Genomic DNA, 12463 nt, shown 5'->3' on the forward strand with positions numbered 1-12463 from the left:
TTAGTTTCCTTTGGTGTGGCCGTCAAAATTGAGGACTGCACCAGGGTGAACAATAAGGTTCTTTGAATTTATAAGACCAGAAAGTTTCCCCGTAGGATAGACTTCAACAAGACCTTTTGAATAAATCTCTCCTTCAACATTTCCATATATTTTTAAGTCAAAGCAGTGAACCTTTCCCTTAATAGAAGAGCTTGGTTCAAAAGTCAGTAGAGATTCGTCGCTAACATGTATTTCTCCTTCTAGAGAGCCTGCTAGGTGAGTAGCGCCACTAAAAGTGAAATTACCATTCAATTTACAACTCTTACCAATGAGGGTGAAATTCTGTTCTTCTATTGAGATTATATTGTCCATACTTACTTTATGTTTTGGGCGATAAGTTTCTTGAAAAGAACGTCGCCAGTTCTTGAGAAAACGATAATTTTAATCAGTGCCTTAGAGTCTTTAAATCCAGTGAGATCAAAGTTTGCAGAGACATGTCTTAATCTAGAAAAGGCAAATGACTCACCTTGATTATAAGAAAGTAGCATATCTTCCGAAGCAATTTCATTTTCAGGATAAAAAATCATTCTATTAGTCGTGGCCAGTTGAATGTGAATATAGCCTGATAACTTTCTTCCATCAGTGGTTTGATTTACGATATCAAATTTTAGATTTAGTTTATTTTCTGAAATATCAAACTTTGTATTATCTAGGCTTAGTAAAGGTTGGCTACTTAAGTCTTCCTGCGACGGAACTGCTCTAAATAGTGAAAGGGTAGATAGCTTAATTCCTGAAGTATCAGTACTTGAGAGCTTCTTTTCAAATAGTTTATTAAGTTCGGCGATCTCTTCAAGTTGAGCACTAAGGGCCAAGTTCTTTCCTTTTAGCTCTTTGATAATTTCAGGCTCTTTACGTCTGGCCATCTCAGCAATCTGCTTAAAGTAAACGCTACCTGCGATTACAACAACAAGACAGATCATGGTAATAATTGGGAGTACGTAGAAAGTAAATTTAAGTAAGGCCTTATTTGTCGTTAGAAAAATAGGACCTTTCTTTTTATCATAAAGAAGAAACGATAGTTTATTTGTAGATTTAGTAGTCATAGAGATTAATTATTCTCTACTCTTTTCACAAAGTCTGCCCCTAAGATTGATTTTGGATCATTATCCTTAAAAAATCTCATTGATGGTTGAAAAGCAACCTTCGCTTCTTCCTCGTTCTTGATCCCAGACTTAGTCCAAGTCTCATTTACAATTTTCCACTCATAGTACTTATCTTGTTTTAGATAAAGAGTTTTTCTACCAATATCATTAATTGTATTAGAAGTATAAATTTGTTGAAAACTAATCACTGCATAATCTTTAACTCTAAAGATTGATACATCTTCAATTTCTACTTTAGGAGTTCCCGCGTTGTTGAAAACGGCTCTCTTGTATTGCTTAAATTGCTCGTAGTTTCCACGGAATTTATCAAAGAATTGTTCTTTGTGGTAGCTGTTGAAGTAGAGCTCAGTATTTTCGTTTTGCCAACCTGTTAGCCACTGCTCAAGAGTGTCGTTGAGTTTTGATCTTTCTTTGAGCCAAGCTGTTTTTGTTAGGTATTGCATATTGTGAACAACAATAATTGGTGTTCTATTTAGCTCAAGAAACTTTGAGATCTCAATTAGGTTTGAGTTCGTCGCTACTACACAGCCACGAGAGTCAAGCCCTTTATCAATTCTTGTTTCATCATTTGTAGAGTGAAGCCAAATTCCGCCACCAGTTTTTCCAGCACGTTGATCTATAGGGTTAGGGTAGTTCATAACAAATGCACCTACACCATAAATTTGTCCCTGCTTTCCATGTCTATCAAGTAGGTCCTGATGAGTAAGAAAGTCAGTAAAGAAGTAAATACCCTCTGGTGTTCTGTGATCACCTTGAAAAATTTTATCTCCGGCCTTCTTTCCTGTTGCCATTGGATATTCTTTTACAAGAGCAGGTAGTCCATTCTCGTTACTGTATAAGTAAAGTGAGTGAGTCGACTTTTCAGCTACAATTACATGGTGAGAGAAATTTTTCTCTAGCATTAGTAACGAAGTTGGTAAGTATTGCTCTGCAAATGAGCTAAGACTTAAAAGAAGAGTTATCAAGATTAATGGGCTAGTTTTGTACATATATCACCTAGTAAAATGGTCCTGTATTTTTTATGAATTATAGTAACTTACAATATTCTAATCTATTTTAACCCTTTTTTACAAGATATCTAGGAAGAAGAAGATACTTATTGGCGATTTTTTATTCAATAAGTTACTATAATTATATAAAAATATGCCGATGAGTTAACTAACGCGACACATGAAAACAATATTTTATACGACTGACACAAATTTAGAATCCGTTTATTCGTCTTTTGAAGACGACAATGCGGTCCTCTGTTCAGATTTCAATGATCTCGGACGCTTGGTTAATGAGTCTGACGTATGCACTATTGTAATGGATTTTGACTGTGCTGAGCTAGATTGCCTTGAAACACATAAGTCATTAGTTGATTTAGACAAAGTCTTTACGATACTTTTAACCGGCTCAATGGAGCTGCCCGAAATACTGAAGATTCAGAATTCATCTAACGCGTGCGATGCTTATTTAACTAAGCCTGTAACCAAAGAAATCATTTTAGATGTTATTGGAGACTTTCAACTCTCAGTTGATCAAAGTAATTCGTCCGACACTGTCGCTCCTCAAATGGAGCAGAGTTTAGTTTTTTCAGCAAGAGATCTTGAAAGTGAACTAGATCAATCAGTGGAAGATGACTTGCTGGCCAGTTCACAGATAGCGGAGACTGAAGAGACTGAAGACGAAGATGATCAAGTAGACTTTAACGCTTCTGAATTTCGTATTTCTGATGAGGTTAGAGATGTTGTTGATCAACATAATCAAAGTGATTTAGATTTTGATGATGAAGTAAATAAGGACATCCAAAGAAAGTTTGACTCTGTATTTGGGAAGAAGAAGGTTGTAGAGACCAGTAAGTCCGATATAGCAGAGATCATAACTCCTATTGAGCAGGAAAAAGAAGAAATTAGTTTTGAAAAAAATAATACACAAGAAAATATAGATTTTAATCCTGAAGAGGATAATATTGTTGTCGAAGAAAGCCCTTCGATTGAGGTAACTATGTCTGATGATAATGAAGAAGTTGGCGGTCTTGAATTTAGCCTTCCTGATGAAGAGGTTGAACTCGCAGGAGAGGAAGCTGTTGCTAAGATTGAAGAAAATGATTCTGAAGATGTAGGTGAACTTGATTTTTCAGTTAGTGATGACTCTCAAGAGGAGTCGGAACAAGAAGAGGGACTAAGCTTTGATGTATCAGGTGATGACCTCGATCTTTCTGGTGAAGATCAGGGTAGTGAAGGTGCTTCTGAAGACTCGTCAGATGATGGACTAGAATTTGACGTTAGTGAAGATTCTCTTAGCCTTAGTGATGAGACTGATACAGCACAGAGTGCAGCCCCTAGTGAAGCTGCTGATGATGAACAAGAGGGAGGACTTGAATTCGATATGGATTCTGATGACTCTCTTTCACTTAGCGCTGATGGAGACGAAGTTGAATCAGCACCTCTTGAAAGTGCTGTTGATGACGGTTTAGATTTTAATGATGACAGTGATGAAGGCCTTAGCCTAAGTGCTGAGGGTGATGAAATAGATAATAGTGTCGCTGATGAAGGTGGTGCTGGAGATATCGATTTCTCGGCCACTGAAGATGACGGTGAAGGTGTTGACCATGCATCGATAGAGTCAACAGACTCTTTTCAGCTCGGAGACTCTGACGATTTAGATGCAACGATTAATTCGATTGTTGCTCCTCCTGCTGAGGAAGATCAAGAGGTCTCGGCAAGTGCTGAAGCAGAAGACTCTACTGGCGAATTTGATATGGCCGCAATTCAAAATGCCGCAGTTGAAGAAGATGATAGTGAGCAAATGCAAGAGTTTGATTATAAAACTTCATCAGGATTTTCTCCTGATCTATTAGACAGTGTAGGTGACAATACTAATCCTACAATAATCGCTTCGACAGGTTCTTTGAAAGAGGGGGACCTCTTAAGTGACCTTGATGATTCTGGAACAGTGACAGAAGAAAATGTCGTAGGAGAGTTGTCTTTTTCTGAAACGATTGAAGATGACTTTTCATCGGGACTTGATGAGTTGATGAGTGCTAACTCAGAAGATAATAATTTAACTCAAACAGTTCAAACCAGCGAGAATTCTAATACTGAACCAGCTCCTAGAATGAGCTCTAAAGAAGAGTATGAAAACTTTAGAAGCTATGACGAAGATGAAATGCTTCGTCTGCAAGGTACGATTAGACAGCTGAGAGAAGAGCGAGAAGAGTTGATGAGTGAAATAACGCAACTTAAGGCAGAAAAACAAATTCTCGATCAAGATAACTTAGGTCTTAAGGCCGAACTAGACGAAGTAAAGATTGAGTTAGGAATTATAAAGAAGAGACATCACGAAGAGTTAAGTGAAAAAGAGTATCAAAATAAGCTCAATGAAGAAAAACGAGAACTCTATGAACTTAAGGCAAAGAACTTACAAAAAGAATTTGATCGTTTAAATCAAAAAGTTAGATTAGACTTCAATCAAGTTAAGCAAAGAGAAAAAGAGCTTGAAAGTAAGCTTGAGTTAACCGTAATGGACTCTGAATCTCTTGTGCAAACTCGAGATATGAAAATTCTAGACTTGAAAAGAAAAATCGATGCTCTAGAGTTTAATATGGAGAACTCTACGATTAGAGAACTTAAGCATAGAGAAGATAAATCTAAGCTGGAAGAAAGGCTTGGTAAGATCATGAAGACCTTGAGAGGCTCAATACAACTGATTGAAGACGACTTAGATGAATTAGAAGAAGATAATACAAAAGAACTGGATTAATAAATTGAATGATGAACTAAACGGACAACATTATAAGAAGTTGATTGAGTTTATTTTTGAATGTGATCAGCTTGAAGGCCTTAAAAAGGTGTACGAGTCACTAGACCAGTTTTGGATTAGTGAATTCTTATCATCTTCAATAAACGTATTCAGCGTTCATAAAGACTCTGCTGAAAAACGTTACTGCCGTCAATTTTGGAGAGCAAAGAGTCAAGTTGAGAGCTTAACAACTCATGACTTAAATGAGATACGTGGTCTGATTAAAACGTCTCCACAACTCGAACAATCTTGGATCGAGGTTGTTAAATCAAAAGATGAATATCTCTATGTGTTCTCCTGTGGGGAATCTTATGATCAGTTTTACTATGCTGGCGTAAAAGTTTCTGAAAAAGTTCAGGATAAACTTTTAAATTATCTAGTTACTTACTTGAATACAACTTCTCTTAAATTTAATAAATTTAGTGAGGCAGATAAGCTGAAATCTCTTGTCCATGTAGATGATGTAACTGGACTTTATAACCAAAGAAAATTCTTAAAAGATATAGATAATCAAATTAGTAAGTATGAAGAACAAGGGGAGCTTTTCTCTGTTATCTTCATTGATATAGATCACTTTAAAAGTGTTAATGATGGGCACGGTCATCTCGTAGGAACACAGCTTCTTTCAGATGTTGCAACTGTTCTAAAACGAGTCGTTAGAGAGACTGACTTATGTTACCGCTATGGTGGTGATGAATTTGTCATTGTTGTTCCTTCATGTAATGGCGAAGACGCTAAAGATGTAGGTCTAAGGATCTTAAGAGGTATTACAAGAGAGAAGTTCTTTGTCTCAGAAGAGAAGGGAATGAATGGCTCTCATACCTTTAAACTTTCCGTTTCGGTAGGTGTCGCTACTTTTCCTAAAGATGCTAAGACGAGAGTTGAGATCATCTCTATTGCCGATAAAATGATGTATAAAGCTAAGCAATCTGGACGTGGTCAAGTTTGTTTTGCGGGTGAAATGTTCACTGAGGAAGGGTAGTGTTACTTCTTTCAATTAGTGATCTGCATCTAGGTAAGGGGCGTTTTTTAAAAAATGGTCAGCTCAATATTCTAGAAGACTTTTTTGAAGATCAAAGATTTGCTGAGTTTTGTGAGTTTTACTCAACTGAGGAGTTCTACACTAAAGAAGTTCATCTTGTTCTCAATGGTGATATTTTAAATCTAATTCAAATTGATTTTGAAGGTGTCTTTACTCATATTGTGGACTCAGTTCACGCTATATCAAGTCTATTGTCTATTATTAAAGGTCATCCAATATTCTTTGATGCCATAAAGAACTTTCTAAATGCACCTAATAAGAAAGTTAGTTATGTTATTGGAAATCATGATGCGGCCATGGACTTTGAAAGTGCTCAAGAATTATTTAATCAAAGAGTCGATTCAAAAGTTAACTTCTGTCATGAGTTACAAACCTATGGTGTTCATGTTGAACATGGTCATCGTTTTGAGGCCATCAATTCTGTTCCAAAGAAGAAGTATTACACATTGGGTCCAAATGGAAAAAAGATTTTAAATCTACCTTGGGGAAGTTTATTTTGTATCTCTGTTTTACCTAGACTTAAAAAGGAGAGGCCTTACTTAGATAAGGTTCGACCGATGGCCTCTTATATTAAATGGTGTCTAGTGCATGATATTGGATTCTTTTTTAAGATGTCCATTATTGTTATCAAATACTTGATTCAAACTAATTTTGATACCTACTTGAAAGATAATAGAAATTTTCAAACATCTTTAAAGATTCTAAAACAAATTACAATTTATCCACGCTACGAAAAAAAAGCTAAGGCCATTTTAAAAAAGGACCTTGGACTTCATACTATAATAATGGGACATACACATTTACAGGAATGGAGAAGATTCCCTGAAGGGAAGTATTACTTTAACACTGGTACGTGGAATCCGATTCCTTCTATTGATGCCGGTCTTCATCAGGATTCAACTCACTTAACTTATTGTATGCTTGATATTCATAAAGAGACCTCTAGCTTAAGAGAAGGCTCTTTAAATGTTTGGCAAGGAAAGTGGAGACCATTTAAATCCGAAATCTCTACTTCGTAACTGAGTTTCTCTGGGCATTTTGAACAGAAATAACAGAACAAGAAGCAGCCGCAATGAGTTTATCATCATCTGTTCCTAAGATATCTTTCCACCATGAGTGTTCAGATGCTCCAAATACAAGTAGATCGTATTCAGCTGAGTATTGGATAATTGATTCAACTTTATCGTCAGTTTGTAATGTTTGATACTTAGAGCGAGACCTAGTATTTGCGCACAGCTTTTCAAGATCTTCGTGCTCTTTAGCTATTTCATCATTTGTTACATTCAGTCCTACAATCTTTACTAAGCTAAGTTCAGCTTTATTTGCAACTGCGTAAAGGTCAGCAGATCCTAAAACAAGTTCGAAGTCACAATTTTCATCAATTACGACTAAGACCTTTCTTATATAACGAACCCCTGCATCTCTAAAAATTGCTAGATTTGATTGAAGATGGTTTCTAAGCCATCCTACAGGGTTATGAATAGTGAAGGTTCCTCTTTTTTTACCACCCCATTCTTTGAATAGCCACTTACAGTGAAGTCTTTGACTTATTTCAAATACACTTCTAGCTAGGTCGTGACTAACAATTGGATCAAATGTGATTGGGAGGTTTTGCTCCACGGACATCGCAATAATTCTTCTACGAAGAGATCTTAACTGACCAGGTTCTTCAATAAGATCCTTAAGGTCTGTTTGTTCAGGAACTTCTGTAAAGTGGGCAACTTCTAAGTTTTCACCTTCGGCCATAACCGCTGCCATCTCTATTAAAGTTTCAGGACTTTTTTCATTCCCAAATATGGCAACAACAGCTCTGGCGTCTTTACTAAATTGCAAGCTATCAAAGTTGTAGCTGGTCATACTTTCAACTTCTTCGACAACAATATCAGTTCGCTTTCCACGAATCCCTAAAACACCTCTTCTTGTCGTTCTATTTTTTGAGTAAAAAATAAACAGAAGAACACCTGGAATTGAAATACCTAGTACTGCCGATACAATGATGAAGCCCATTCCAAAGAGAAGTCCAAGTCCACTGATGATACCAAGTACTTGTAAGACAGGATACATTGGGCTTTTAAACTCCGGTTTATACCACTGTACTCTCGTTTCTCTTAGCACGATAACCGCAATATTCTCGAAAACATAAATGAGAATCATAAAGCCAGAAGCTAATTTAGCAATCTTCGTTACATCCATATAAAGGATGGTTAGAGCAACAACAAGGCTTGATAGTAGTATACTCCAAACAGGAGTTAGGAATTTCTTATGAAGTTTACCAATTGCACTTGGAAGAAGTTTATCCCTACCCATTGCAAACGGAAATCTTGAAGAGGCGAGGATTCCTGCATTGGCCATGGAGATCATCGTTAAAATACCTACTACAGAGATAAAGATTGCAAAGGATTCTCCTCCAACATTTTGAGCAAATGTGTAGAGAGGTTTGTAATTTCCTACGAAGTCTAATTTAGAAACATTTCCCACCATAGAAAAAGTAACAAAACAGTAAATAACAGTTACTAGAAAAAGAGAAATGAGTATTCCTCTTGGAAGATTCTTTTCAGGATTTTTTATTTCCTCGGCTATTGCGGCCACCTTTGTTACACCTGCAAATGACACAAAAACAAGTGCCGTAGCAGACATAAGCCCAGTGAATCCATGATCTAGAAATGGAGTCATATAGCTACTGTCTAGTTGTGTTAAACCTGCGCCACCTAGAACAAATAATGAACTTATAGCAATAGCAACTATAACCATCAGAATGCTACTAACTTTTCCAACTCCAAAGATATTTAAAATAGTTATTATGACTAAAAATGTCAGAGCGGTAGGCTGTAGCGGTAGGTCGGCCAATACTGTCAAATACGCACCAAAGCCAACTAAGGCAAAGGCCGCTTTTAGTAATAGTGATAGCCAAAGTCCAAGCCCCGCAACAGTTCCAGCAAGGGGTCCAAATGTTCTTTCGAGATAAACATAGGTTCCGCCAGAAGTTGGCATGGCCGTAGCCAGTTCTGATTTAGACATTGAAGCAGGGAGAATACATATTGACGCGAGCAGGTAAGCTAGCCAGACAGATGGTCCCGTCTGCGTAATAGCAAGACTTGGTAGCACAAAAATACCACTACCTAGCATGGCACTAATACTAATTGCTACTACTGAACTTAATCCTAGTCGTCTTTCTAGTGCTTTCACAGAACCTCTCATTAACACGTAAGAGGTCAATTCTGACATAAATAGTACAATAAGTCATTATATTGATTAGTTCCAGACACTCACTTGAACATAGAATTGGCCTTTATTGCTTTCGAAAGTACTGTAAAACTCAAGGATAGACTCTCGTGAACTTAGTAATTCTGTATGACCAACTCCAAAGACGCTATTTATTTCTTGCACTGGGTCACCGACATCGATAAGCATCTTTTTAGTCTTAGTAACTAAGGTTTGAATGAATGCTTCAAATATTTCTTCAACACTTTGAATAGTCGTATTATCAAGATACTCAATTATATATTCTTCAAATGTTTCTGCCGGAAATGCAATAGTTATGATTCCATTAAACTTTTCAGAGTGAATGATTATACAACCATAATAGTCATAGTGCTGGCTGGTTTCACATTCAAGCTTTTGGGTCGTTGTCTTCGTTATATCCTTGAAGTTTCCAACATTAATTAGAATTTCTTTAAAGTGGCCAACAACGCTATTGATAAAATCAATATCGATACTTTCTCTAGGAGTTAGCTTCACCTTGTCTGATGTGCTAAGGGCAAGTTTTAATTTTGTTAATTGAATCGGTTTTTGAAGAAAGAAAATATTTGAATACTCTTTTTCATCTAGTTTTATATTTGAGGAACTCATGAGTATAATTGGTGTATCTTGATTATAATTACTTCTTCTGACTGTGTTGATGAAATCATCTCCAGTAACTTTAGGCATATGAAAATCAGTGAAGATATAGTCAAACTTCTGGTTGCGAGACTTAAGAATTCCTTCCATTCCGTCTTTGGCCTTGACTATATTATATTGGACAAGTTTTTGAAGTAGGCGACTAAATAGTACTGTGAAGTCAGCATCGTCATCTATAACTAAAACGTGCTTTTTCTTAGAGTAGTTCATAAGTAACTTATCGTGAGTAAAGAAATTATCGACATATAATTATTACTTAAGAAATGATTAAATTGTGTTCATAATCTTAATTGTGAAAAAGAAGTTACGATAAGCAAGAATGGGAAATATACTCGTTGTCGATGACGACTTAGATATTCACGCTCTATTTAAAGTAGAGTTTAAAAAATCACCTCATAAGCTATTCTTTGCCAAAAATGCAATGGAAGCTGTGGAGGCGTTGAAGAGTGAATATATAGGTGTTGTATTTCTGGATATTATTCTTGGTTCAAACGAAACAAGTCAGTCTGTTGTTTCGAAAGTAAAAAATGTACCTGTCCTTTTGATGAGCTCTTACATAACAGATGACTATAAAGAAAATATTTTACAAAAAAATACTAGTATTGTTGATTGTTTAAAGAAACCATTTAAAAAAGGTATTATGCTAGAAAAAGCGACGCAATACTTGGCCTCTCAAGGTGAAGATAATACTGAACAAGAAAATAGCACAACGATTAAAAGTACTACCCAAAATATGACCGATGAAGCGACTCTTGTTGCAGGAAGTGGGCAGGACGCTGAGGACTCTCAGTTAGTTAAAGGTCATAGTGAAGATGAAGACAATACTGTTACAAAAATTGAAGGAGTAACAGACTCTATAAAAGAAGAGTCAACTTTAGTTAAAGGTGATGGACAAAACGAGCTAAAAGATGAGCTGACGATAGTTAGTGGTGAAAGTGAAGAAGATGACAACTTTCATCAGATTCTTCAGCTCGAGAATACTCAGACCTGTTCTCCTCAAGAATTAAAGTACAAGAATGATATTATTTACTTAACCAAAAAGGGACCAAAGTCTAGAACTTTAGATGGGTACACTAGGCTAATGATATCAGTCTTGTTGGAGAAGAAAATCGAAGTTGAACTTGCCTTAGATGAAGGTGAGGACTTAGAAGATAAGTGTAAGGGTGGTTATACGTCTCTACATTTAGCTGTTTTAAGAGAGAACTTAGAAGTCGTAGAGTTTCTAATTGATAAAGGGGCCAAGGTAAATGCTCGTGATAATGATGGAAGAGAGCCTCTTTTTTTTGCGATCCAAAAGAATAATGTAAAAATGGTTGAATTACTTATTGAAAAAGGAGCTCCCATAAATAGAAGAGTTAAAGGGAGAACATACCTTATTTTAGCAGCAATAAAAAAGAATTTAGAAATGTTTAAAATATTTGAAAGTAAAGGCATCTCAAAAGAGATTCGAGACGATAATGGCTTCAATGTACGACATTATTTGAAAAAATATAAGATAGAGAACTTCTTAGAAAAATAGAGGATGATATGGATTTAGATTTTTTAGTAATAGATGATTCAATGGAAATGGTTAAACTACTTAATAGCTTTATTGTGTCTGGAAATTTAGGTCATGGTCATTCTTTTGAAAATGAACTTAAAGCAATGGAATTCGTCGGAGAAAATTGTCCAGACATTCTAATTATAGATGTTAATTTAAACTATATTAATGGTTTTAAGCTTGGAGAACTCATTCGATCTATGCTTAAACTAGAGATTCCAATTATCTATATATCTTCCAATGACCTCTATCTTAAAGATTTTTATGATGCTGATCAGAGAAATACATACTTTATGAATAAGCCTTTTGATAAAGAGACATTTAAAAATGTCATTGAAAAGATGGCAGGAGACCCGTCTAAGTTAAATGATGTTGAGTAGTATTTTTCTAACTGTCTTTATGAGAACTTCGTCTTCATGATTGAAGGTTAGTTTTATATTATAACCATCGAGTTCAACATTCTTTTGAATCTCGCTAATTGTTAAAGATAAATCTTTGTCTGGTGAAATCTTTTTAGCAAGCTTTCCATATGCCTTTACCAAATTCCCTTTCGCAATGAATTGGCTAGAGTGAATTAATATAAATTGCTCATGTAGTGACATGACTTTAAAAGGGAGCCTGACAAAAGAGTCTCTACTAGATGCAGCGACAGCGTAGAAAGGAAGAGCTGAACTCTCTTTGAACATATCACCAAAGGCCGAATTGACTTTAGACTTTAAAAGTACATCATCTAAGGGTTTAGTTATATAATCATTCGCACCGTTTGTTAGGGCATGTTGAATATCTTCTTCAGAAAATCTTCTAGAAATAATAATAACTTTTACTTCGTCTCCATATTTATTTCTAATGGCCTTTAAAATATTAAACCCAGCTCCATTTACATCACCAAGATTGAGATCTACTAGACAAATATCGGGCCTATTCTTTTTAAAACATTCAAAGAAGTCATTGAAATTGGTGGTCGTCTCAACGAGATATTCTTCTTTGACTAAGATCTTCTTTACATATGTGTTGATATCTGGATCGTCATCTAGAACGAGGAGTCTTCTGCTCATA

11 protein-coding genes are annotated in these 12463 nt (G+C 35.8%); 5 read left to right on the forward strand and 6 right to left on the reverse strand.

Annotated features, from left to right (window positions below):
- The 3 genes from DPQ89_RS04800 to DPQ89_RS04810 are packed head-to-tail and all read right to left on the reverse strand — an operon-like array spanning window position 1 to window position 2131.
- Window positions 1-351 (reverse strand): polymer-forming cytoskeletal protein, encoded by a 351-nt coding sequence (locus tag DPQ89_RS04800; protein WP_127715761.1) that lies wholly within the window; start codon window positions 349-351, stop codon window positions 1-3.
- Window positions 352-353: 2 nt separating this feature from the next.
- Window positions 354-1082, reverse strand: a complete 729-nt coding sequence (locus tag DPQ89_RS04805; protein ID WP_127715763.1) for a hypothetical protein — start codon at window positions 1080-1082, stop codon at window positions 354-356.
- Window positions 1083-1087: 5 nt separating this feature from the next.
- Window positions 1088-2131 (reverse strand): murein L,D-transpeptidase family protein, encoded by a 1044-nt coding sequence (locus DPQ89_RS04810; RefSeq protein ID WP_127715765.1) that lies wholly within the window; start codon window positions 2129-2131, stop codon window positions 1088-1090.
- Between the two features lie 181 nt (window positions 2132-2312).
- Between DPQ89_RS04810 and DPQ89_RS04815 the strand changes: the two genes are divergently transcribed.
- Genes DPQ89_RS04815 through DPQ89_RS04825 form a run of 3 tightly spaced genes read left to right on the forward strand, consistent with a single transcriptional unit; the run spans window position 2313 to window position 6989 of the window.
- On the forward strand, window positions 2313-4889 hold the full coding sequence (locus tag DPQ89_RS04815; protein WP_127715767.1) for a hypothetical protein: 2577 nt from the start codon (window positions 2313-2315) through the stop codon (window positions 4887-4889).
- Between the two features lie 4 nt (window positions 4890-4893).
- A complete protein-coding gene (locus DPQ89_RS04820) occupies window positions 4894-5910 on the forward strand; it encodes a GGDEF domain-containing protein (RefSeq protein ID WP_164848260.1) in 1017 nt (338 codons plus the stop codon).
- Entirely contained in the window at window positions 5910-6989 is a 1080-nt protein-coding gene (locus DPQ89_RS04825; RefSeq protein ID WP_127715771.1) for a metallophosphoesterase, read from the forward strand. Before DPQ89_RS04820 ends, DPQ89_RS04825 begins: the two co-directional genes overlap by 1 nt.
- Here the strand turns inward: DPQ89_RS04825 and DPQ89_RS04830 are convergent.
- Both DPQ89_RS04830 and DPQ89_RS04835 read right to left on the reverse strand, forming a co-directional pair.
- Window positions 6979-9156, reverse strand: coding sequence for an amino acid permease (locus tag DPQ89_RS04830; RefSeq protein ID WP_164848261.1), 2178 nt, complete (start codon window positions 9154-9156; stop codon window positions 6979-6981). The two genes, DPQ89_RS04825 and DPQ89_RS04830, sit on opposite strands and share 11 nt — an antisense overlap.
- A gap of 66 nt (window positions 9157-9222) precedes the next feature.
- Window positions 9223-10077, reverse strand: coding sequence for a response regulator (locus DPQ89_RS04835; protein WP_127715775.1), 855 nt, complete (start codon window positions 10075-10077; stop codon window positions 9223-9225).
- Window positions 10078-10186: 109 nt separating this feature from the next.
- Here DPQ89_RS04835 and DPQ89_RS04840 point away from each other — a divergent pair, with 109 nt between their 5' ends.
- A complete protein-coding gene (locus tag DPQ89_RS04840) occupies window positions 10187-11386 on the forward strand; it encodes an ankyrin repeat domain-containing protein (RefSeq protein ID WP_127715777.1) in 1200 nt (399 codons plus the stop codon).
- Window positions 11387-11394: 8 nt separating this feature from the next.
- Window positions 11395-11787 carry a response regulator gene (locus tag DPQ89_RS04845; RefSeq protein ID WP_127715779.1) on the forward strand — a complete coding sequence of 131 codons (393 nt, stop codon included), beginning with the start codon at window positions 11395-11397 and terminating at the stop codon, window positions 11785-11787.
- On the opposite strand, the gene DPQ89_RS04850 is transcribed toward DPQ89_RS04845, so the two are convergent.
- Complete coding sequence (locus DPQ89_RS04850; protein WP_127715781.1) at window positions 11770-12462, reverse strand: response regulator transcription factor; 693 nt, start codon at window positions 12460-12462, stop codon at window positions 11770-11772. The genes DPQ89_RS04845 and DPQ89_RS04850 overlap by 18 nt on opposite strands.
- Window position 12463 lies beyond the last annotated feature (1 nt).

Source organism: Halobacteriovorax sp. HLS (assembly GCF_004006665.1).
Taxonomy (GTDB): Bacteria; Bdellovibrionota; Bacteriovoracia; order Bacteriovoracales; family Bacteriovoracaceae; genus Halobacteriovorax.

Excerpts from the sequence above, each read along its gene's own strand:
- DPQ89_RS04800 (WP_127715761.1), bottom strand. The coding sequence starts at position 351 with ATGGACAATATAATCTCAATAGAAGAACAGAATTTCACCCTCATTGGT.
- DPQ89_RS04805 (WP_127715763.1), bottom strand. The coding sequence starts at position 1,082 with ATGACTACTAAATCTACAAATAAACTATCGTTTCTTCTTTATGATAAA.
- DPQ89_RS04810 (WP_127715765.1), bottom strand. The coding sequence starts at position 2,131 with ATGTACAAAACTAGCCCATTAATCTTGATAACTCTTCTTTTAAGTCTT.
- DPQ89_RS04815 (WP_127715767.1), top strand. The coding sequence starts at position 2,313 with ATGAAAACAATATTTTATACGACTGACACAAATTTAGAATCCGTTTAT.
- DPQ89_RS04835 (WP_127715775.1), bottom strand. The coding sequence starts at position 10,077 with ATGAACTACTCTAAGAAAAAGCACGTTTTAGTTATAGATGACGATGCT.
- DPQ89_RS04840 (WP_127715777.1), top strand. The coding sequence starts at position 10,187 with ATGGGAAATATACTCGTTGTCGATGACGACTTAGATATTCACGCTCTA.
- DPQ89_RS04845 (WP_127715779.1), top strand. The coding sequence starts at position 11,395 with ATGGATTTAGATTTTTTAGTAATAGATGATTCAATGGAAATGGTTAAA.
- DPQ89_RS04850 (WP_127715781.1), bottom strand. The coding sequence starts at position 12,462 with ATGAGCAGAAGACTCCTCGTTCTAGATGACGATCCAGATATCAACACA.